The following is a 20637-nucleotide window of genomic DNA, read 5'->3' as shown; positions in this document are numbered from 1 at the left end:
CGCCGGTCGAGTCACAAGGACTCTGTCGGCGGATGCGAGCCACGCTACGCATCCTGCCACGGCGGACCGGGCGGTTTATCGACGACGCGGATCGCCTCGGCCAAGGCTTCGGGAATGCTGATGGCCTTTCGAACGTTCAGATCCACGAACGCCCACCGGGTTTCCACGCGGCACAGCACTTTCTGGTCCGCCGGACGACACACCAGATACCGGCGCCGACTGGCCGCGTGCGTGACGTCGCTGATCCAGGTGCGGACCACGATTTCGTCGCCGGCGAAGGCCGCCGCGCGGTAGGTGATGTCGTGGGACCGCACGACCCAGCCGATCCCGTCCTGTTCCAGCGCCCGCTGGGAATCCCATCCGCAGGCCCGCGTATGATCGCGAGCCGCCCAGAGGGTCCACTGCAGGTAGCGCAGGTTGTGCACGTGTTGTTGCGCGTCGATCTCCTGGTCCTCGACCGTGTAATGCAAGTCGTACACGGCCGGCGGCAATTCATTCATCCTGCGACACCACCGGTTCCTTGCGTGGCACCACCAAGACGGGATGCGGCGAGCGACGAATCCGATCCTGAACAAAGCCCTGGCAATAGCGGTCGTCTTTTTCCGTTGGCAGGACGACCAACATTGGTCGAGCGGCCGAGAGGACACTGGGCGGGGCGTCTTCGTAGGCCATCGGCTGCAAGCGGTACTTCAAATTGCGGCTTGCCGCCGCTTTGTTGATGCTGGCGTGCAGCCGGGCGTGCGACTCGGCCATGGCATCGTTCAACTGGCTGATGTCCAGGGAATTTTCGGGGCTGATGACATCCATCAACGCCCGCATGTTCTCATACTGTTCGCGGTCGATCACCAAGGACAAAGTCAACTGGGCCCGGGGCGCCGCCAAACACAGTGCCCAACCGGCGGCTCGAGCTTCGCTTTCGCATTCCGCCCCCACCACCACGGCGATCTCCTTGGTGGCTTCCTCCAGCGGTTGGTCGTTGCGACGAATAACCAGTAGGGGAACGGGGGATCGATTCAGCAGCACATCGATCACCGTGCCGGCGCTGTCCGAACCGATCGATTCGAAATCGCGGGCAAACGGGCAAGGCACGATGACCAGGTCGGGCGTCTGTTCGGTGATCGCCGCGCAGATCCGGTCATAGGCCGGGCCCTCACCGGCGGGCAGCGTCTGGGTGTCGGGCAACAGTTGTTTCAGGCCGATCGCTCGGGGCGACGGTGCGGCCGCGGCGTCCTTGGGAGGAGCCTCGCCGGCGTCGCCGCGATCCTTGGCGCCCGGATCCTCGATGATGAACTCGCTGCGCAGGTCCAGCACCTGCAGCTGCACCCCCAGCTGACTCTGCAGGTAAGCCGCAGCGGCTACGACGCTCTCGTCCTGGCTGGAACCGTCCAGCACCAGCAGGACACGTTTGGGATCGGCCGCCTCCAATTCGGCGGCGGGACCAACCATGGCCCGCTTGAACAACCGCATCGACGCCTCGACATCTCGCTCCAAATCGTTCTCTTCGTGGTCAAACATGAGTCGTTCCCGCCTCGGTCAGCTCGGGGATCAAACCTTGATTGTAGAGGACCAGGATGTAACCGATTGCCAGGGCGATCTGAACCAGCATGATCGTGCCTCCCAGTTTGATAAACATGCCCCATGATATGTGCTCGTTGGCTTCGCGCTTGAGGGCATAGATCGCGATCACGCACGAGATCGAACCGATCGGCGTGCCGTTGCCACCGAGGTTGCAGCAGATCACCAGCGTCCACCATAGCGGCTCGGCCGGAACATCGGGTCCGGAAACATCGCGAACGATGGGGATCAGCGTGGCCGCGACGGGAATGTTGTCGACGATCGAACTGGCCACGCTGCTGAAGACGGCCATCAGCGGAACCAGCAACGTCATCTCGTTGTCTGACAGCTCGACGACCTGTTCGGCCACCCATCCCAGGGCCCCCGTTTGTTTGACCGTCCCGATGATGACGAACAACCCCATGAAGAACAGGATCACCGTCCAATTTACTTTGTGGATCGCGTCCTCCACTCCCTTGCCGGCAAACAGCAGGGCGGCGGTGGCACCGACCAAAGCGATAAAATCCATGCCCACGCCCAGGGTTTGTGCCAGGGCGAACCCGACGACGGTGCCCAGCAGAATAATCGCACTCCGCGCCAAGACGCGGCGATCTTCGACCAAGGCCCAGGGATCGAATTCGGCAATCTTTGCCTGTAACGCCGCTTTCTCTTCGGCGTCCTGACGCCAGGGCAGATCCTTGCGAAAAAAAACTCGCAGTACCACGACGGCCACGATCAGGCTGACAACCGCAAACGGCAAGGCAACCTGCAGGAACTGCACATAGGGAATTCCCGCGGCGGTTCCGATCATGATGTTTGGCAGTCCGCTGGCAAACGTGGCGATCGCACCGCTGTTTGCGCAGATGGCAACACTGAGCAACAACGGTGCGGGCTTGTAGTCCAGCGAACGGCTGATCACCAACACCAACGAGGTCAGGATCAACATCGCCGGCACGATGGTCAGTACGGCGACGAAGAGAAAGGTGATCATGCACAGGGCCAGAAACAGGCGGCTGGCCAGGCCGCCGGTCAGCCGTACGATCCACATGCTGAGGAAATGAAACAGGCCACTTTTTCCCACCACGTCGACCAGGATTCCGGTACCGATGATGACGCCGAAGATATTTAATTCTTCCGCGACGAACTCGTAGACGGCCGGGTAGGGAAACACATCCAAGACGAGCGCCAGGATCACCATCACGGCGGCACCGCACAACGCTGCGACGGTCTTGTGAAACCGTTCGTAGGCGACACCGACATAGGTCGCCAGCATGACCAGGGCGAACAGGATCATCACCCAGGCGGGCTGGGCGGCGATCTTTTCGGCGGATGCGGCCAGCAGACTCGTCATAGCGACCATCACCACCCCAGTACGTAAGCGAACATCAGCGGGGCGACGATGGAGGCGTCGCTTTGGATCATGAACTTCGGCGCATCGGCTTCCAACTTGTACCAGGTGATTTTTTCGTTGGGCACCGCGCCGCTGTAACCACCGTAACTGGTCGTTGCATCACTGATCTGACAGAAGTAACTCCACAGTGGAATATCCATCTTCAAATCCTGGATCATCAGCGGGACCACGCAAATCGCAAAATCGCCGGCGATGCCGCCACCGATTTGATAGAACCCAATCGGACCTTTCGCCGAGGCTTCGCCGTACCAACGGATCAACCGTTCCATCTGAGCGGTCCCGCTGAGCACGCAGTTGTGCGTCGAGACTTTGCCTTCGTAAACGCGAGCGGCAAAAATATTTCCCAGCGTCGAATCTTCATATCCCGGCACGAAAACGGGAATGCCCATCTCCTTGGCCGCCAGCATCCAACTGTTGGCGGTGGGAGCTTGGAAATGTTGGTGTAGGTCGGTATCGTCCAACAACCGGAACATGTACTCGGCAGGCGTGTAGGCCTGTCCGCTGTCGGCGGCTTCGGTCCACAGTTTCAACAGTCGTCGTTCCAGGTGCCGCATCACGGTTTCGGGGATGCAGGTGTCGGTCACGCGATTGAATCCCTGGTCTCGCAGGGCCACTTCATCCGCGGCCGAGAGGGCTCGCCAATCTTCGACGATTTTGTACTCGTCGTGTGCGACCAGGTTGAACAGGTCTTCTTCCAGGTTCGCCGCGGTACAGCTGATCGCGTGCACTTTGCCGGCGCGGATCATGGCGGCCAGCGAGATTCCCAGCTCGCCGGTACTCATCGCTCCGGCCAACGACACCAGCATTCGGCCGCCGCGGGCGGGATCGACAAAATCGCGGTAGGCCTTGGCGCCGGCCAACAATTCCCGAGCGTTGAAATGTCGGTAGTGCTGCTCGAGAAACTTCGACACACTGGGTCCGCCACCCCCGTAGGCCGCCTGTTGATCAGACGCAGTGGATTGCACTTCACTCACAGCTCTTAGTCCTCTTCCTCGGCGAGTTTTGCCGACGCGACGATTTCGTGTTGAATATTGGCCGGTACGCTTTCGTAGTGGCTGAAGTCCATACTGTAGCTGCCCTGGCCACCGGTCATGCTGGACAGCGTGCGATCGTAATGGCTGACGCAGCGGAGCGGAACTTGACAGGACACCGTCTGCTGGCCGCCGCCAGCCGATTCGCTGCCCAGCACGCGTCCGCCACGGCTGCTCATATCGCTGTAGACGTCGCCCACGTGCTCGTCCGGAACGGTGATCTCCATCGTCACCAGCGGTTCCAGCAGCGACGGGCCGGCCTTCTGCGCAACGTCGCGCAGGGCCAAACTGGCTGCGATTCTAAACGCCGCTTCGCTGCTGTCGACCGGATGGTGTTTGCCAAAATGAACTTCCACCGCCAGGTCCTGCAGGTGGTAGCCGGCCAGTACACCCTTTCCGAGCCGGTCTTTCAAACCTTTCTCTACGGCAGGCATGAAGTTGCCGGGAATCGTCGCGCCGACGATCGAATCGACCCACAGAAAATGACAGCTGGGATCGTAGTGATAGTCCCGCATCGACGGAAATTGGCTCTTGGTCGCAAACTGCTCGATGTCCACGTCGTGCGGCATCGGCAGGACGCGGATATGGACTTCGGCGAACTGCCCGCGGCCGCCGCTTTGCTTCTTGTGGCGGTAGCTGCCCTCGGCGGCCGAGGCGATGGTTTCGCGGTAAGGAATCTTCGGATCGTGCGTGTCGACTTCCAACTTGTCGCGCGTGGCCAGACGCTCGCGCAGCAACTGCAGGTGCAGGTCGCTCATCCCGTTCATCACCAACTCGCTGGTCTGCGAGTCGCGGCTGAGTCGAAACGTGGGGTCCTCTTCGACCAATTTCTGCAGCGAGAGTGCCAGTTTTTGTTCGTCGCCGCGCATCTTGCTGGTCACCGCCAGGCCGACCATCGGCTGGGGGAACGAGATGGGGGCCATGACGGCCTCGCCGAGACTGGTGCCAATGTGTAATTCGTCCATCTTGGCGGTCGCCACGATCTCGCCCGCCCCGGCCGAATCGACCGTTTCGATCTCGTTGCCCTGACAGCGGTACAGCGGGTGCATTTTGACGTCCTTGCGTACGCCTTGGACATGGACCGCCTGGTCCTTGCTCAATCGGCCGCTGTAGATGCGCAGGTAGCTGAGCTTTTGGACGAAGGGATCGATGCGAGTTTTAAAAACCTGGGCGACCAGCGGACCGTCGGCATCGCAGCCGACTTCGAGAGCCTCGCCTTCTTGTTTGGCAAAACGCGGCAGGTCGCAGGGGGCCGGCGCGGCGATGGCCAGTCCTTCGAGCAATTCCGACAGACCGATCGAGCCGGTGGCGGCGGTGCAGAACACGGGGATGAATAATCCCTTGGCCACCGCCTTGTGCAGCAGTGCTGCCAACGTCGCGGCGTCGGGCATCTCGCCTTCGAAGTATTTTTCCATCAAGGCTTCGTCGGTTTCCACGATCCGTTCGACCAAGCGTTCGTGGGCGTGTGCAAGGTTGATCGCCGCGTCGCGCGCTTCGATCGGCAAGTCCAGCGCCGAGGCGACGCCGCGCAGTGAATCGCCCTGTCCCAACGGCACATTGAAGGCGACCACGGCCGGCCCCCACAGCTCTTGCATGTCATGCAGCAACGTGCCGAAGTCGGCTTTGGGATCATCCAGCCGGGTGACGACGATCCCGCGTCCGACGCCGGCCTCGGTGGCTTCGGCAAAGGTCCGCCGCGTATTGACCTGGATGCCATCGCCCGCGTGGACGCAGATACAAGCCATCTCCACCGCTCGCAGGGCGGCGACCGTCTGTCCGATGAATTCCGGGTACCCCGGCGTGTCGATCAGCGTGAACCGTTTGCCGGCGAACTGGCAACGGGTTACGGCCGATTCGATCGAATGCCCGTGACGCTTTTCCAGTTCGTCACTGTCACAGATACGGTCGCCGTTCTGGCCCACGGAGGCGGCGCCGGCGGTGGCCAGCAAGCGATCCACAAGCGTTGACTTTCCCGCCGAACCATGGCCGCAAAAGACAACGTTCCGCAGATCCGAAAGGGCAGGCGAATTCATGACACGTCCTCCGCTGGGATAGGGCAAATCAAGTCTCTGCAGTCCGCGTTGCCCGTATAGCATAAGGGATTTGCCGGGCCCTCTGGGGAACCGGGTGCCCAGCCGCATCGTCATCAGCCGCGGGGCGCTAGCCCACGGTTGCCGCGTGCGACGCGACGCGGTGCATCGGCGCGGCGGCAGAACCGTACGCTAGCGCTTGGCATCATCAGCCGCGGGGCGCTAGCCCACGGTTGCCGCGTGCGACGCGACGCGGTGCACCGGCGCGGCGGCAGAACCGTACGCTAGCGCGTGGCGGCTGATGGAACCGTACGCTAGCGCGTGGCATCATCATCAGCCGCGGGGCGCTAGCCCACGGTTGCCGCGTGCGACGCGACGCGGTGCACCGGCGCGGCGGCAGAACCGTACGCTAGCGCGTGGCGGCTGATGGAACCGGACGCTAACGCGTGGCGGCTGATGGAACCGTACGCTAGCGCGTGGCGGCTGATGGAACCGGACGCTAGCGCGTCGGCATCACCATCAGCCGCAAGGCGCTAGCCCACGGTTGCCGCGTGCGACGCGACGCGGTGCACCGGCGCGGCGGCAGAACCGGACGCTAGCGCGTGGCGGCTGATACCCACCGTTTTCGGCGATTTGCTACACTCGATACTTCCATTTCAAAACGACTTCGGCGATTGTTCAATTCTGCGGGCTTGGTGAGAATATCCCATGAACCACGACGAACCGCTTGCCTTCTTCATCACGTGGACCGTTTACGGAACATTTCTCCAAGGCGACGAGCGGGGGTGGCGAAAACGTTTCAAAGGTCAACAGCTTCCACAACCGAAACTTGCACAGTGGCGACGCGAACGGTTGAAACACACGATCCAACTTCTCAATGCTCAGCAGCAAGTAGTTGTGGAACAGGAAATCGATCGACATGGCGAAACCCGCGGCTGGAAAGTCTGGGCCAGGTCAGCCCGCACCAATCACGTGCATGCGGTCGTGACGGCCCCGAATTATTCGGGAGCAACAGTCCGGGATCAGCTGAAAGCGAACGCCACCCGCGGGCTGCGTGAGCACTGGGAAGTTTTTCACGGTCGGCCGGTATGGACCAAGCTCGGCGATTGGGAATGCATTAATACCGAAGACGATTTGGAGTTGGTGGTGCGGTATGTGAACGAAGCACAGGATCGAATGCATTTGCCAAAATATTGATGTCGGCTGTCCGGTCATCAGCCGCAACATCATCAGCCGCAGGGCGCTAGCCCACGGTTGCCGCGTGTGACGTGTCGCGGTGCATCGGCGCGGCCGCGGAACCGGACGCTAGCGCGTGGCGGCTGATGGAACCGGACGCTAACGCGTGGCATCACCATCAGCCGCGGGGCGCTAGCCCACGGTTGCCGCGTGCGACGTGTCGCCGTGCACCGGCGCGGCGGCAGAACCGGACGCTAGCGCGTGGCGGCTGATGGGAACCGTACGCTAGGGCGTGGCATCACCATCAGCCGCGGGGCGCTAGCCCACGGTTGCCGCGTGCGACGTGTCGCCGTGCACCGGCGCGGCCGCAGAACCGTGCGCTAGCGCTTGGCATCATCAGCCGCGGGGCGCTAGCCCACGGTTGCCGCGTGCGACGTGTCGCCGTGCACCGGCGCGGCGGCAGAACCGGACGCTAGCGCGTGGCGGCTGATGGAACCGGACGCTAGCGCGTGGCGGCTGATGGAACCGTACGCTAGCGCGTGGCGGCTGATGGAACCGGACGCTAACGCGTGGCATCATCATCAGCCGCGGGGCGCTAGCCCACGGTTGCCGCGTGCGACGTGTCGCCGTGCACCGGCGCGGCGGCAGAACCGGACGCTAGCGCGTCAGCGGCTGATGGAACCGGACGCTAGCGCGTCAGCGGCTGATGGAACCTGACGCTAGCGCGTCAGCGGCTGATGGAACCTGGCGCTAGCACGCCAGCGGCTGATGGGAACCGGACGCTAACGCGCCGGCGGCTCAGATGCCGCTGAGACAGCAGAGCTGTTCGCCGATGCGGAGCAGCAGTTTGCCGTCGCCGTAGACGGGCGTCGCACCGACCGGACCGCCCAGGTCGAATTGGCTCAGCTGGTTAAATTCGGTGGCCGCCTCCAGCACCGTGGCTTCACCCGACAAACTGATCAGCAACACTTTATTGCCCAACACCACGGGCGACGCACCGTAGTTACCGCCGACGCGTTTTCGCCACAGCACCGAACCGTCCCGAGCATCCACGCACGAGGCGATGCCTTTGTCGTCGACCATGTACAGATGATGGCCGACCACCGCGGGCGTGGGCACATACGGCGCGGCGGATTCGATACGGAACACCTCCTCGGCTTCGTCGCCGGCGGGCCGCACGGCCACCAAATGGTTTCCGCCACCGCCGCTGCCCGCGGTGCCGATGACCAGATCGTCGACCACCAAGGGACTGCTGACACAGCGGGCCCGAAACACCTTGTTGTTCCACAGTTTCTTGCCCGTGGCGTAATCCAAACCGAACAGGCCATCGCCGGTATTGGCCGCCACGATTTGTTTCTCGCCCTGATCGTTCTGGTACAAACGCGGCACGCCGTAACAGGCCCGCGTGGTAGTCAGGGGCGTTTCCCAGACGGTTTCTCCGGTATCCGGACGCACGGCGATCATGCGGCTTTGTCCCGGTTCGACTCCCTCACGCAACTGATCGGCCTGCTGGGAAACGAACAGGATCAACAGATCTCCGATCAGGGTCGGCGAGGTGCCGAAGCCGTGCTGGCTGACCCACCGCCCAAAGTCACGGCTCCACATCTCTCGGCCGTCGTGATCGAGACACTTCAGATAGGTGTGGTCCGGTTCGGAATAAGCGAAGAATACGAAGCGATCTGTCGCTGCCGGGGTGCTGCTGGCGTAGGAATTGCGCTGGTGCAAGCGATGCGGCGTGGAAGTGTATTTACGCTGCCACAGCGGCTCGCCGGATTTCAAATCAACCGCAATGATCCGCCGTTGACTGGACTGTGGATCGCTGCTCAGCAAAAAAGCTTTGCCCCCAGCGATGACGGGCGAACCCACGTCGCGGTTCTCCAGGTCGAACTGCCAGGCGTAATCGTTCGCCGTCCACTGCAGTGGCAACTGAGCTTCGGGGACGTATCCGGCCGCGTCGCCGCCACGAAACAGAGACCAATCGCCGGCCAAGGCCATCTGTGGGCCGACCAACTGTGGGACCGTGGCGGCCAGCACCATCAAAGCGAACGACAAGGACTGCATGGGCGTGCTCTTCAATTTCGAGGGTGAGCAAAAAAGCCGAGGGTGAACAAAGATCGCCTTCTGGGACGGCGAACGCCACGACGACGCGTGGTGATTCTAATATACGGTGCGATCGAGCGATGAACCGGTGGTAGGGATTATGTCGGCCGAAAACGCCGGGGATTTTATCCGCTGCGGCAGCCCGGCAGCGACCGGCGACGAAGGATGAGCTAGAGTTTTCCGATCTCCCGACCATCCCCATCTGTGCTGAAGCCGTGTACCAAATTCGTCGCGAAAACACCATTGAACTGCTGTCCGACGCCCCGGTCTGGAACCAGCTTTCGGCCGGCAATCCAATGCGTCAGGCGACTTGGCTGCAGTGCTGGTGGCAGTGTTTTCGGCCCGCTTTGGCTGCGACCAGCGAGCCGTATCTGGTGACCGTGCGGGACCGCTGCGAACGGCTGGTCGCCGTACTGCCGCTGTACCGTTGGCAGCGGCGCAGTCGCGCCGTGCTCTCCGCCCTCGGGCAAGGCGACGCCTGTACCGATCACGTCTCCATCCTGATCGCCCAGGATCAGGACCCCCAACAGATCGGCCGCGAAGTCGGTCACTGGTTGGCCGCGGCGGCCAAATCGTCCGCCGATTACTGGGACCTGTTGGACATCGACGGCATCGTCGAAGGCGACCAGACGATCAAAGGTTTGGTTTCCTCCCTACAGGATGCACGCGTCACCGTGCAAACGCTGTCCAGAATGAATCTGTGGTTCAAAGCGACAGGCGAGGAAACCTGGCAGCAGTATCTGGCCGGCCTGAGCAAGACGAACCGCAAGAAGACGCGGCGACGCTGCAAGCGTGTGGACGAGCATCCCGAACTGTCCTGGCGGCCGCTCGCCGACCAGCATGACGTGGTCGAGGCGGTCGAGCAGTTGATCGCGATCCATCAAGTGCGCTGGGAAGCCTTGGGCCAACCCGGCAGCTTTGCCAGCGAGTCGATGCGGCGATTTGCCGTTGAAGTGGCCCAGCGGTTATACCTGCGAGGCCAACTGCGAATGCCGGTCGTGCTCCGCGGTGACCAACCCATTGCACTGGAGATGCAGCTGGTCGGTGACAACCGCGTCGTCTACTGCTATTCCTCGGCCATGGATGTCGCTCATCAAGAACTCGAGCCCGGTCATCTGATAACCGCCTCGACCATGCAGTTCGTCTACGAGCAGGCGATGGCGGGCATCGACATGATGCGGGGCGACGAACCCTACAAGGAACGTTTACAGGGCAAGCCGCGGCGCGTCGTTACGCTTTACGCCGTTGCCCCGTCGCGAACGCCGCGCCTCCGGCAAGCCGCCTGGGACGCGGCCTTCGATGCCAAGCAGTGGGTGCGAAGCCAACTGGGCCGGCCGCCTGTGACGAGCGTGCCGTTCTGAGCACGACTCTCCCTACGAACGTTTACTCCCCTCTCCCCGCCGGCTTGGGCGAGTGGTGCTTGCCCAGGCCGGCGGGCCGAGAGGTTGGGGGTGAGGGCAGAAAACGATCTCGATTGTTTAAGGTTTTCGTTACTACGTTTTCTGCTGGGCTGCTTTGATCAGGGCTTGCTGCGTGGGGCGGTTCGGTTTGAAGGAGCCCGGTCGTTTTCCCTGAGCGACTTCCAGCGGGGTGGAGCCCAACGCGTTCTTGCGGTTCCAGACTTCCGGCCTCGCCCCCAAGTCCGCGAATAACTCGACGACGCGCGGGAAACTGCGATAGGCCGCTCCGTGCATGACCGTCTCGCCGTTGTCGTCGACGACATGCAGGTCGGCGCCCCAGTCGAACAATTGCTCGACGGCGGCCAAGACCTCGGTCTCGGTTCCCGGATACTCGTCGGCCACAAACACTCCCACACCGGCCGCGGCCAGCATCGGCGTGCAACCATCGCTGTTTGCCAACGACACGTCCGCACCGCACTGCATCAATTGTCGCATCAGCGGCAAGTCGGCGGTGAAGGAGGCGAACAGCAGGGGGGGTGCACCGCGAGGGTTCAGGCGAGCTTTCCCGGCGCCGCCACGTTGCAGTTGCAGATTCACATCGGCCCCTCGAGTGACCAATTCCTGCACGAACGCCAAACTGTCGACGTTGCCGCTGCCGCGGGGCGGCGGATCGCCCGCCGGGTTGTCGCCGCGGCTAGGCCGACGGACCCACGAGAGGGCGTGCAGCGGCGCGTACCCGCTGCGTTGGTCGTTGGGGTCGGCGCCGGCGTCGACGAGCGCCAGAGCCACTTCGAAGTGTCCGCTTTCGACCGCCAGCATCAGGGCGGACATGCGAGCCCGTGGTGACCGCCCACCGGTGCGTTTGGGTTTCATGACCGCGCTGACGTCCACGCCGGCGTTCAACAACCGACGCACCACGGCCAGCCGTCCCTCACGCGCGGCGAAATGAAACGCTGTAAAGCCGGACTCCAGCGTCGCATCGACATCGGCACCATGTTCGAGCAGCAGATCGACGACGGCTTCGTGTCCCGCCGCCGCAGCCCACATCAAGGCGGTCTGGCCGCGACGCTGAACCGCGTTGACATCCGCGCCGTGATGGAGCAACGCCTCGACCACTTCGCGGTTGCCGACACGGCTGGCCAACATCAACAACGTCTCCTCGCCGGGCAGAAGTCGCTGGGGATCCGCCTCGGCGGCCAACAGGACGCGAACCATCGCCGCGTCGCCGGCTGTGCAGGCGATCCGCAGCGGCGTAACGCCATATCGCGTGGCTGCATCCACGTCGGCACCGCTGGCCAGCAGCGATTTAACTTCCTCAAGATCTCCCTGGATCGCGGCATGGTGCAGCGGAGTTCTGCCGGCGGCGTCGGGTTTGACTGCGGTGGCCGTCTCGGCTGTGGTCGCCGGGCGAGAAGGGGCGGGTTGGGATTGGGCGGCAGCGATGCTGGGCACCGATGCGATCGCTGCGACGATGATCCCAAGGATCGCCAATCGAAGAAAGCCGTGCTCCCGTCCGCACGAGGGCCGCTCTGGACTGGAAAACGCCGAGCTTCCACCGGGAGGAAGGTGTCGAACAGGCGGCAGCGCAAGGACGTGCGACAGAGTATGCAACCGCATGGTTTACAGATTCACCGGGTCAAAGAGATGATCAATCGTGCCCGTACTGTCGGCAAACGTCTCCAGCGGCACGCCCACTTTGTTCAGCAAGGTCAGGTGCAGGTTGGACAGCGGGGTAGGTTGATCGAAACGCATGTGACGTCCGCCGCGCATCCGTCCGGCCGCACCGCCGGCCAACAGGACCGGCAGGTCGCTGTGGTCGTGAGCATCCGGATTGCCCATCCCGCTGCCGTACATCAACAGGGCATGGTCCAGCAGCGTACCGTTGCCTTCGGGGATCGAACGCAGTTTTTCCAAGTACTTGGCAAACAGCGAGACGTGGAATTGATTGATTTTGGCGACCTTGGCCAGCTTGTCCGGACGGTTGCCATGGTGCGTGACCGGATGATGCGGATCGGGAACTCCGATTTCCGGATAGGTGCGGTTGCTGGTTTCTCGCGCCAACTGAAACGTGATCACGCGGGTGATATCGCCTTGAAACGCCAACGCTTGCAGGTCGAACATCAGCTCGGCGTGGGCGGCATAGGAATCCGGAACGCCGATCGGACGGTCCAGGTCCGGCAACGGATTGTCGCGAGCACTGCGTTCGGCCTGTTCGATCCGTCGCTCGACCTCGCGGATGCTTTCCAGATACGAGTCCACTCGGTGACGGTCCGAGCCGCCGAGTTGGGTTTTCAGCCGTTGCATTTCGGTCGTGACGGAATCCAACAAGCTGGCGCGACGCTGGCGTTGGGCGCTGCGTCGCTCCGGCGAACCGCCATCGCCGAACAGCATTTCAAAAACCAACCGCGGATGGGCTTCCGATGGCAGAGGGGTCGTGGGCGAAGACCAAGACAAATTATTTTGGTAGACGCAGGCGTAACCGTTGTCGCATTGGCCGACCGTATTCATCGTGTCCATCGCCAGTTCCAGCGACGAACCCTTGGGGGTCCATTCCTCAGCGTGGTAGCCCATCGGAATGTAGACGTAGGCCAGCCGTCGCAGGGCGGCGTCGCCGGCCGCCGTGGCGGCGGTGGCCGTGAGGGCGGGGACCATGGCGTCGAGCAGCGGTAGGCCGATCGCCGCGCCGGTACCACGCAACAACGTTCGCCGTGAAAGAGCTCGCTTGCGGATCTTCATTCTTCACTGCTCCCAGCTTGAAAAGGGCGACTGGCCGCGAGCGCTACGACCAGTTCCGAAAATCGGTAGTCGTGCTCGCGGGCACTTCGCACGATCTGTCGCACGGCCGGCATATCGCGCGGCTCGACGTGTCGACCGAGTGCAAAGGTTAGTAACTTCTCCGCCATCGTTTGGACAAACATCTCGGGCCGCTGCAACAGCCCCGCTTCCAATTCCGCCACGCCTTCGACGACCGTCCCGTCGGGCAGCCGGCCTCGAGCGTCCACGCGCTCGCCATCGATCCGGGTTCGCCAGCGACCCAAAGCATCAAAACGGTCCAGACTGAATCCGACCGGGTCGATCAGATCATGACAACTGGCGCACGCCGCGTTGGCGCGATGCTGCGCCAATTGCTCGCGAAAACTGACGGGGACCGCGCCACCGGCGGGTTGGATTGCCGGCACATCGGGCGGCGGAGGTGGCGGCGGCGTTCCCAGAATGTTCTCCAAAACCCAGTTGCCGCGGATCGTCGGCGAGGTGCGCGTCGCGTAGGACGTGACCATCAGCAGGCTGCCGTGGCGCAGCAAGCCACCGCGATGCTGATCTGGATCGACCGTCACCTTGCGAAAGTGACTGCCGTAGACGTGGGGGATCTCGTAGTGCTTTGCCAACCGCTGATTCAGAAACGTGTAATCGCTGTGCAGCAGTTCCAGGACGCTGCGGTCCGCTCGCATCACGTGGGCAAAGTAATGTTGGGTTTCCCGGCGAAACGCATCGCGAAGATTGTCATCAAAATCGGGGAACGCCCGTAGGTCCGGCGTCATCGTTTCCAAATTCCGAAGGTACAGCCATTGGTCGGCAAAGTTTTCGACCAACCGCTCGCTGCGAGGATCCTCCAGCATTCGCTGGACTTGAGCTCGTAATATCACCGGATCGCTCAGGCGATCCTGCAGGGCCAGTTCCCACAGCGTGTCGTCCGGTAAGCCGCTCCATAGAAAGAAGGCCAGCCTCGAGGCCAGCGCAAAGTCAGGGCTCAGGTCTGCATGAGAGCTCCATTCCAAGTGAAACAGAAAATGTGGGTTCACCAGGATGGCCGTCAACGCGGCTTCGATACCCGCCTCGAAACGCTGCTGCAGCGAACGCGTGCCGGCGCGATCGGCCGCCGCGTCGGCAAAGAACCTAAGCGGTTCGCGAAAGTCGGCTTCGCTGACGGGTCGCCGGTAGGCGCGTCGCAGCAACCGACCGATCACCTGCCGAGCGGCGTCGTCGAGTTGTTCGGCGGTCTGCGGACGCGCGATAAAAATGCGCCGGCGACTGGGCGTTTCAAACGTCTCGGTGCCGGCCAAAGCTGCGTCGTCCAGCGGTCCCACGATGGATACTTCCTGAACGGCGGGTGCCTGACGCGGATGGCGATGTTGGTTGAAGCGGGCATCGAATGGTTGACGCTTGGTTTCGATCAAAGCCATCGTCTTTTGGGGAAAGGTGACGCCCAACCGATGCGGACCCGCGGTGGCATGAAACCGCAATCGCAGGTGGGCGTCGACCTGCGTATGGTCGCGGCCCCGGGGACGTTCAATGGTCAACCGCTGCAGCAGGTCGTCGTCCAGCAACAGGTCCAGGTGATGCGTTTCCAGCAGCCCTTCGACCAGTTCGTCTCGGTCACGGACCAAGCGAACACGGATTTCGTATTCGCCCGAACGCGGAAATGTGTACGGCACCAACACTCCGCCGCGAGTCCCCAGCGGCAGGCCTTCGACATGCTCTTCCTGAGTGCGATCACCGGGGACGCGAATGGTTTCGCCCACCGGAGCATCGTAGCGACCGCCGACCGCCGACCGCCAATCGGCTGATCTGCTGGGCGGCCGTCAGGTAACGCTCCATCCGCGTGGGCGACAGATCACCCACAGTGATGTTGTCAAAACCATGGCTGGAGGAATCGGCGGGCAACCAACGCGTCGCGTCCACCTGCAGGTCCAGCAAGTCCTCGATGGCATAACCGTACTCGGTGCGGGTCAACCGCCTCAGGTCCGAGGGATTGTACGACGGCGGATGGGTTTCGGCATGCCGATCCAGCCGACGCTGCAGCGCGGCGACGACCGCCGCATACGCCGATTCGTCGGGCCGATAGGCATCCGGCGGTGGCATCTGCCGGCCTTTCAGGCGTTTGAGAATGGTTTCCCAAACGTTGATGTCTCCGCCGACAGGGGCCCGGTCCGTATGCAGGGTCGACTCCGCCGTGGCGACAAAGGTTTCCAGATCCAGATCCCGCTCGGCTTCGGCCGTGTTGTGGCAATCCAGACAATTCATCTGGAGGAAGTCGGTAATCTGTTCCAGATCGTCCTGCGTGCGTGGGCCACCCTGCGGGGCTTCCGCTGCGCTGCGTGGCAAGCAGAACACGGCCAGCGTCATCAGCGGTACGAGCAAACGAAGCGACGGCGATACGAACAACAGATACTCTCGCCAAAGACAGGGCTGGGACTTTGGCGGCGAGGACAGATCGCGAGCACGGGTGAAGGGGCGTACACATCCAAGCCCGGCAAGCCTCTGCTCCGGACAAGACGCCATCCTGGGGTGCAATCCACGCCGCCAGTGATTTCCTAGAGGCTAACCGATCCTCGCTGGCAAGGCACGCGAAAAGCGGCAGCCTGCCTGCCTGCTTTCGGCTGCCTGCCTGCTTTCGGCTGCTTGCTCAGGGCGTGCTCGATTCGAGGACGCTCAGCCAACGTTCTCTTCGCTGTTGCTGTTGGTCCGACGGCTTCTTGATCTGCCGCAGTTTCCAGGGTTCGCCGCGCGAGGGCTCGAGCACGATCTGACGTTCGACCAGGCGTCCGCGTCGCGACAGCAGGCAATCGATCGGTTCACCGGTGGCGAACTGGGCCAGGCGCTCCTTCCACAGTGTGGCCGTGACGCGAAAGCCTCCCAGGGCCACCAGTTCATCATCGACATTCCAGCCCGCGCGGTCGGCGGGCGAGCCACGCAGTACGGTTGCCACGATCATCCGGCCGGCTTGTTCCGAAACCGTCGCTCCCACGTAAGGCGTTTCCGGGGCGTTGGCCGTAGCCGAGGCGGCCAACGCATCGTCGGCGGACTCGTCTTGTTCGTCGCCATCTTTCGCTTGTTCGTCGCCGTCCTTCTGGCCGTCTTTCGTATCGGGTTCCTCGCCTTGCTCCGGTTCCCCCAGTTGCAGCCCCCACCAGTCGAGTGCCGACGTGAAGTCCAGCGGTGTCGTTCGGTCGACCGCTTCCTCCAAGAACGGGCTGAGCGGTTGGCCGGCCACCTGGTCGACGATCTTGCGGAACTCGGCCGAACTGTACCCACGACGCTTCCCGGCATGGGAACCGTGCTGGGAATAGAGCTGCCGCATGACGTCATCGAGCGATCGTTTGCCGCCGGTGGACTCGCGGATTTTGGCATCCAACAACCACGCAACCAGAGCGCCCTTGGTGTAGTAGCTGATGCGAGCGTTGACGGCGTTCTCGTCCGGGCGGTAGTACTTGATCCAGGCATCGAAACTGGCATCGCGAAGCGGTTGCACACGATGGCCGGGGGCATCCATCACGCTGGCCAGCGTCTTGCTGATCCGATCGAGATAATCTTTTTCGGTCAACAGACCCGCACGGCGCTGCAGCAGGTCATCGTAGTAACTGGTCACGCCTTCGGCGATCCACAACTCGTCGAAGTGGTTCTCGCGTTCGTAGTCATAGGTCACCAGCGTGCGCGGCCGCAGCCGCCGCACGTTCCAGACATGAAACAATTCGTGCGAAACCAATCCCAACCACGACCGGTACCGCTGGGGATCGCGATAGCTCCAGCGACTGGTCATCAGCAGCGTGCTCTGATCGTGCTCGAGGCCACCCCGCGACTCTCCGATTACATTTAAAAACAAGTACCGCGAATACGGCAGGCTGCCCCAGAAATCTCGCTGGGCAACAACGATCCGGCGCACGTCTTCGGCCGCGGCTTGGTTGTCCCACAGGCCATCGTCATTAATCGTGACCAATTGGTGTTCGATGCCATCGACGTGAAAGGTCGCGATCTTGGGGTTGCCCAGAATAACGGGACTGTCCACCAAGGCGTCAAACGAATCGGCCACGAATGTCTGGAACGTGTCAAACGTGTCAAACGTGTTTTCCGTGTCCGTATCGTTCGTATCCGGATCGGCATAGGGCAGCGCGCACACCGCCTGGCTCCAGGTCGGCGGCAAGACGTAACGTACGCGGTGGGGACGCCGTACATCGTCACGCAGCGTAATAAAAGTGGCCGCCCCGTTGAGCATGCCGAAATCGCGTTCGATCCAGTTCGTACGGACGCTCATCTCTCGGCAATACAAACGGTACCGCAGCCGCACGCTGGTCGGTTTGCCGGTGAGTTTGATCTGCCAACGGTTTTTGGCCGTCTTGGTCAACGGCAAGGGTTCGGCCGACGGGACCGCCGAGGCCGTGATCGTCTCGACGTTTCGAGCGTACTCGCGAACCAGATAGCTGCCCGGCGTCCAGACCGGCATCATCAGTTCAAGCGTCTCTTTTCCTGCGGCCGGAATAATCGCTTCCACGTCGACAACGTGCCGGTCGGCCTGGGCAAACGTCACGCTGTACTGAATCGGGTCGGGCTCCGCGGCGGTCACCGAGCCGTTTTGTGTCGCGGTAAACAGCGATCCAGCAAGGAGGAAGCAACAAAGCGGTAGAAGGAATCGCATTGGTAGGGCATCGCGAAGGGAGAGGAAAGCAAAGGTTTCGACGCACCATTGTAACTCAGGCTTTGCGTCGCTCGCCGGACCGTCGTGCTACAGCCACTTTTCGGTCTTACTCTTACTCTTACTCTTACTCTTTCTCTTTCGCGAGTTTTCGGTGGCGGTCGGCGATCGCCTGCTGCCCCAGAGCTTCGTAGGCGACGGCCAGGCTGCGATGAGCTTCGACCTGCAAACGCGGTTCGCGAAGGGCGAATTCGAGGTCCGGAATCGCCCGTTTGTAGTCTTCCATTTTGATCAGGATTTGGCCGCGAGTGTCGCGGATAAAGGCGTGATCAGGCGATTGCTCCAGGGCCACTTCAACGATCTGCAGCGCGCGGGGCAAATCGGGTTCCTCTTGGGTGGCTAGGGTAAATGCAAGATTGTTCAAGATGGCTGGACTGGTCGGAAACTGTTCCTGAGCCAGTTCCAGATGGACGGCCGCCTTCTGGCCTTCCCCGCGGAGGACTAGAGTCGTCCCCAAGATGAAATGCGAAAACTCTGGCGACATGCCTTGAGCGACCGCGTCCTGCAGCATGGCGAGCTGGGATTCATCGGCGTCGGCGTGCTCGGCCAACCAACTTGATACGGCACCGATGATCTGGGGATCGTTCGGCGCCAACCGCACCGCTTGGCTGAGATGCACAAAACCTTGCTTGACCGCTTCGTCCGGTTTCAGTGTGTCCTGCTGATGGCGGGAGTAGGAGACGAGGGCCCGAGCGTGCGCCCGCCGAAGTTGTTGCTGGTCCTCTGCCGAGAGATCCTGCGTGGGCTGGAGCGTCCGGAAGACCTCTTCCCAGTTCTCCAACAATTGATTCAGGGCGGCTCGCAACAATTGATTCGAGACGGAGACATCGTCGCTGTCGCGTTTGTCCAACAAAGCAATACCGGCATGGGCATACTGACGTGCTGCAGCCGGGTCGCCCTGTTTCCGCAGCACCAAAGCCAATTGCAAAGACCGCACCGGGTCGATGTCGGCAAGCGGTTCTAAAATCGCGATGGCTTCTTCGGATCGATCGTCGGCCAACAGTAAATCGGCCTGCAGCGCCGCGTACCGATAATCCTTCGGGTAGCGGCGTACGGCGACCTCTACCACGGCCAGGCGATCCTGCATCGTTTCCAGGTGTTGCAGTTCTTCTTCGCGAGCCTCGGCGTCCTTTTCGATTAGAAAGGCGGCCGCGGGGCCGTACTGGGCGCGTACTGCCAATTGAAACAGTTGCCGGTAAGCCGCGTCGTGCTGCGGTCCGCCCCATTCCAGCCTTCCGGCCTGGAAGGCCAGAAATTCGTTGTTGGGTTGGTCCCGCCGCAGTTGCCGGACCAATCGCTTGGCCGCTTCGGTGTCCTCGTCCGCCAAAGCCGTCTGCAACCGTTCCTGCAGAGCCGTGGTCGTGTCGCGCAGTTCGAAATGTGAGACACCTATCAAGACGCCCAGCAGTAACATCGAAATCACAAACGGAAGCCCTTGCAGCAGGCCCGCGGCACGGCGTGTCGATACGTACTCGCGCACAAACATCCGTAGATCCGCAAACAAAGGCAGCGGATTAATCCAGCGTAGAAAAGACATAGCCGTTGTGGTCAGCCTTGCGAGCGCGGAAGTGAACAAATGAGATAGTCCTGTCGAGTATACCCGAACCGTCCTTCAGGACTAGGCCGCTCTGGTCGCGAATCTCCAAAGATATGGTGGCGGTCCCGCGGCAAACTTGTCTCTTGATCGCAGCGACTGGGATCCCGAAATACCCGTCTTGTTGGAGGTGGCGACTAGCTCTACTATCTGCAGAGGGGGTTTCGATTTGCTCGCCGAACGAGACTAGGGACATCGTATGAAAAACGTAACGGCTACCGGAAATAGAAAACAAAGCCACATTTCTCGCCCATGCAAGAGCGGCGTGTTTTTTTTCGTCCTCGTCGGTGTCCTGTGCTTGGCTCCCACCGCTACCGAGGCAGCTTTGATTCTGAGCTTTGTCGAAGATTCTGTAAGCGTTGGGAGTGGGGAAACCGCGACACTGGTTGTCCAGATCGAAAGCGATAACGGAAACCAACTTATCGAGGGTGGTACTTTCGCATTCGGGATTGGCGATGGCAACATGGACGGCGTCGACATCGTTTTCGATGATGATAACTCGGCTGATGAATTAGTGACGCATTCGGATACTGCAGACTTTAACTCCGCCTATATCTTAAATGTTACCAAACCGATTTTCGGCGGCCTCGAGGTAGATGGGAAAACTACTCTGGCAACCTTCAAAGTGACCGGTCCCACTGGCTCCTTCTCGGTCACCCCCAATTTTGATAATCGAACGGAATTCTACGCTAGCGATGAAGACCCACCGGTTCTCATCACGTTGCAGCCAAGTCCAACAGCATCACTCGAGTTCAGCTCCACTGCGACGGGCGTCCCCGAGCCGGGGACTTACGCGGTCCTCTCGGTACTCTCCGTGGTCGGCATATGGCGCCATCGCCGCCGACGGGCCGCCGTGGAAACGGCTTGAGAACG

General features: G+C 61.8%; 15 protein-coding genes. 3 read left to right on the top strand and 12 right to left on the bottom strand.

The genetic code is table 11. The annotated features are described in order from the left end of the window. Positions 1-44 precede the first annotated feature (44 nt). From GE027_RS11140 to GE027_RS11120, 5 genes are read right to left on the bottom strand one after another with little or no spacing between them, the layout of a single operon-like run. Entirely contained in the window at positions 45-500 is a 456-nt protein-coding gene (locus tag GE027_RS11140; protein WP_237607462.1) for an acyl-CoA thioesterase, read from the bottom strand. Beyond that, the gene (locus tag GE027_RS11135) at positions 493-1515 is read right to left on the bottom strand and encodes a universal stress protein (RefSeq protein WP_153557269.1); all 1023 of its coding nucleotides are present in this window, start codon (positions 1513-1515) and stop codon (positions 493-495) included. Before GE027_RS11135 ends, GE027_RS11140 begins: the two co-directional genes overlap by 8 nt. After that, positions 1508-2905, bottom strand: coding sequence for an ArsB/NhaD family transporter (locus GE027_RS11130; protein ID WP_153557268.1), 1398 nt, complete (start codon positions 2903-2905; stop codon positions 1508-1510). The genes GE027_RS11135 and GE027_RS11130 overlap by 8 nt, the downstream gene beginning before the upstream one ends. An 8-nt stretch (positions 2906-2913) precedes the next feature. Then, complete coding sequence (locus GE027_RS11125; RefSeq protein ID WP_261344047.1) at positions 2914-3939, bottom strand: deoxyhypusine synthase family protein; 1026 nt, start codon at positions 3937-3939, stop codon at positions 2914-2916. A 5-nt stretch (positions 3940-3944) separates the two neighbouring features. Further along, positions 3945-6029 (bottom strand): elongation factor G, encoded by a 2085-nt coding sequence (locus GE027_RS11120; RefSeq protein WP_153557267.1) that lies wholly within the window; start codon positions 6027-6029, stop codon positions 3945-3947. Positions 6030-6734: 705 nt separating this feature from the next. Here GE027_RS11120 and GE027_RS11115 point away from each other — a divergent pair. Beyond that, complete coding sequence (locus GE027_RS11115; protein ID WP_153557266.1) at positions 6735-7223, top strand: hypothetical protein; 489 nt, start codon at positions 6735-6737, stop codon at positions 7221-7223. Between the two features lie 777 nt (positions 7224-8000). On the opposite strand, the gene GE027_RS11110 is transcribed toward GE027_RS11115, so the two are convergent. Further along, entirely contained in the window at positions 8001-9263 is a 1263-nt protein-coding gene (locus GE027_RS11110) for an outer membrane protein assembly factor BamB family protein (RefSeq protein WP_237607461.1), read from the bottom strand. Positions 9264-9517: 254 nt separating this feature from the next. Here GE027_RS11110 and GE027_RS11105 point away from each other — a divergent pair, with 254 nt between their 5' ends. Continuing rightward, positions 9518-10663, top strand: a complete 1146-nt coding sequence (locus tag GE027_RS11105) for a GNAT family N-acetyltransferase (RefSeq protein WP_153557265.1) — start codon at positions 9518-9520, stop codon at positions 10661-10663. Positions 10664-10795: 132 nt separating this feature from the next. On the opposite strand, the gene GE027_RS11100 is transcribed toward GE027_RS11105, so the two are convergent. The 6 genes from GE027_RS11100 to GE027_RS11075 all read right to left on the bottom strand — a co-directional run bounded on the left by GE027_RS11100 (position 10796) and on the right by GE027_RS11075 (position 19707). Continuing rightward, positions 10796-12154 carry an ankyrin repeat domain-containing protein gene (locus GE027_RS11100; protein WP_162006686.1) on the bottom strand — a complete coding sequence of 453 codons (1359 nt, stop codon included), beginning with the start codon at positions 12152-12154 and terminating at the stop codon, positions 10796-10798. A gap of 168 nt (positions 12155-12322) precedes the next feature. Then, a complete protein-coding gene (locus GE027_RS11095; RefSeq protein ID WP_153557263.1) occupies positions 12323-13438 on the bottom strand; it encodes a DUF1552 domain-containing protein in 1116 nt (371 codons plus the stop codon). Beyond that, positions 13435-15222, bottom strand: coding sequence for a DUF1592 domain-containing protein (locus GE027_RS11090; protein ID WP_153557262.1), 1788 nt, complete (start codon positions 15220-15222; stop codon positions 13435-13437). Before GE027_RS11090 ends, GE027_RS11095 begins: the two co-directional genes overlap by 4 nt. Then, positions 15194-15865: a DUF1587 domain-containing protein gene (locus GE027_RS11085; protein WP_162006685.1), complete on the bottom strand. Its 672-nt coding sequence runs from the start codon at positions 15863-15865 to the stop codon at positions 15194-15196. The genes GE027_RS11090 and GE027_RS11085 overlap by 29 nt, the downstream gene beginning before the upstream one ends. A 241-nt stretch (positions 15866-16106) precedes the next feature. Next, entirely contained in the window at positions 16107-18041 is a 1935-nt protein-coding gene (locus GE027_RS11080) for a M61 family metallopeptidase (RefSeq protein WP_162006684.1), read from the bottom strand. 196 nt (positions 18042-18237) lie between these two features. Further along, the gene (locus tag GE027_RS11075; RefSeq protein WP_153557259.1) at positions 18238-19707 is read right to left on the bottom strand and encodes a tetratricopeptide repeat protein; all 1470 of its coding nucleotides are present in this window, start codon (positions 19705-19707) and stop codon (positions 18238-18240) included. A gap of 256 nt (positions 19708-19963) precedes the next feature. Here GE027_RS11075 and GE027_RS11070 point away from each other — a divergent pair, with 256 nt between their 5' ends. Next, positions 19964-20632: a PEP-CTERM sorting domain-containing protein gene (locus GE027_RS11070; protein ID WP_153557258.1), complete on the top strand. Its 669-nt coding sequence runs from the start codon at positions 19964-19966 to the stop codon at positions 20630-20632. Positions 20633-20637 lie beyond the last annotated feature (5 nt).

The sequence above is a fragment of the Roseimaritima sediminicola genome (assembly GCF_009618275.1).
Taxonomy (GTDB): Bacteria; Planctomycetota; Planctomycetia; order Pirellulales; family Pirellulaceae; genus Roseimaritima; species Roseimaritima sediminicola.
Note: the sequence above shows the minus strand (reverse complement) of the source record. Positions and strands in the feature narration are given on the sequence as shown.

Excerpts from the sequence above, each read along its gene's own strand:
- GE027_RS11140 (WP_237607462.1), bottom strand. The coding sequence starts at position 500 with ATGAATGAATTGCCGCCGGCCGTGTACGACTTGCATTACACGGTCGAG.
- GE027_RS11135 (WP_153557269.1), bottom strand. The coding sequence starts at position 1,515 with ATGTTTGACCACGAAGAGAACGATTTGGAGCGAGATGTCGAGGCGTCG.
- GE027_RS11130 (WP_153557268.1), bottom strand. The coding sequence starts at position 2,905 with ATGACGAGTCTGCTGGCCGCATCCGCCGAAAAGATCGCCGCCCAGCCC.
- GE027_RS11120 (WP_153557267.1), bottom strand. The coding sequence starts at position 6,029 with ATGAATTCGCCTGCCCTTTCGGATCTGCGGAACGTTGTCTTTTGCGGC.
- GE027_RS11115 (WP_153557266.1), top strand. The coding sequence starts at position 6,735 with ATGAACCACGACGAACCGCTTGCCTTCTTCATCACGTGGACCGTTTAC.
- GE027_RS11110 (WP_237607461.1), bottom strand. The coding sequence starts at position 9,263 with ATGCAGTCCTTGTCGTTCGCTTTGATGGTGCTGGCCGCCACGGTCCCA.
- GE027_RS11095 (WP_153557263.1), bottom strand. The coding sequence starts at position 13,438 with ATGAAGATCCGCAAGCGAGCTCTTTCACGGCGAACGTTGTTGCGTGGT.
- GE027_RS11075 (WP_153557259.1), bottom strand. The coding sequence starts at position 19,707 with ATGTCTTTTCTACGCTGGATTAATCCGCTGCCTTTGTTTGCGGATCTA.
- GE027_RS11070 (WP_153557258.1), top strand. The coding sequence starts at position 19,964 with ATGAAAAACGTAACGGCTACCGGAAATAGAAAACAAAGCCACATTTCT.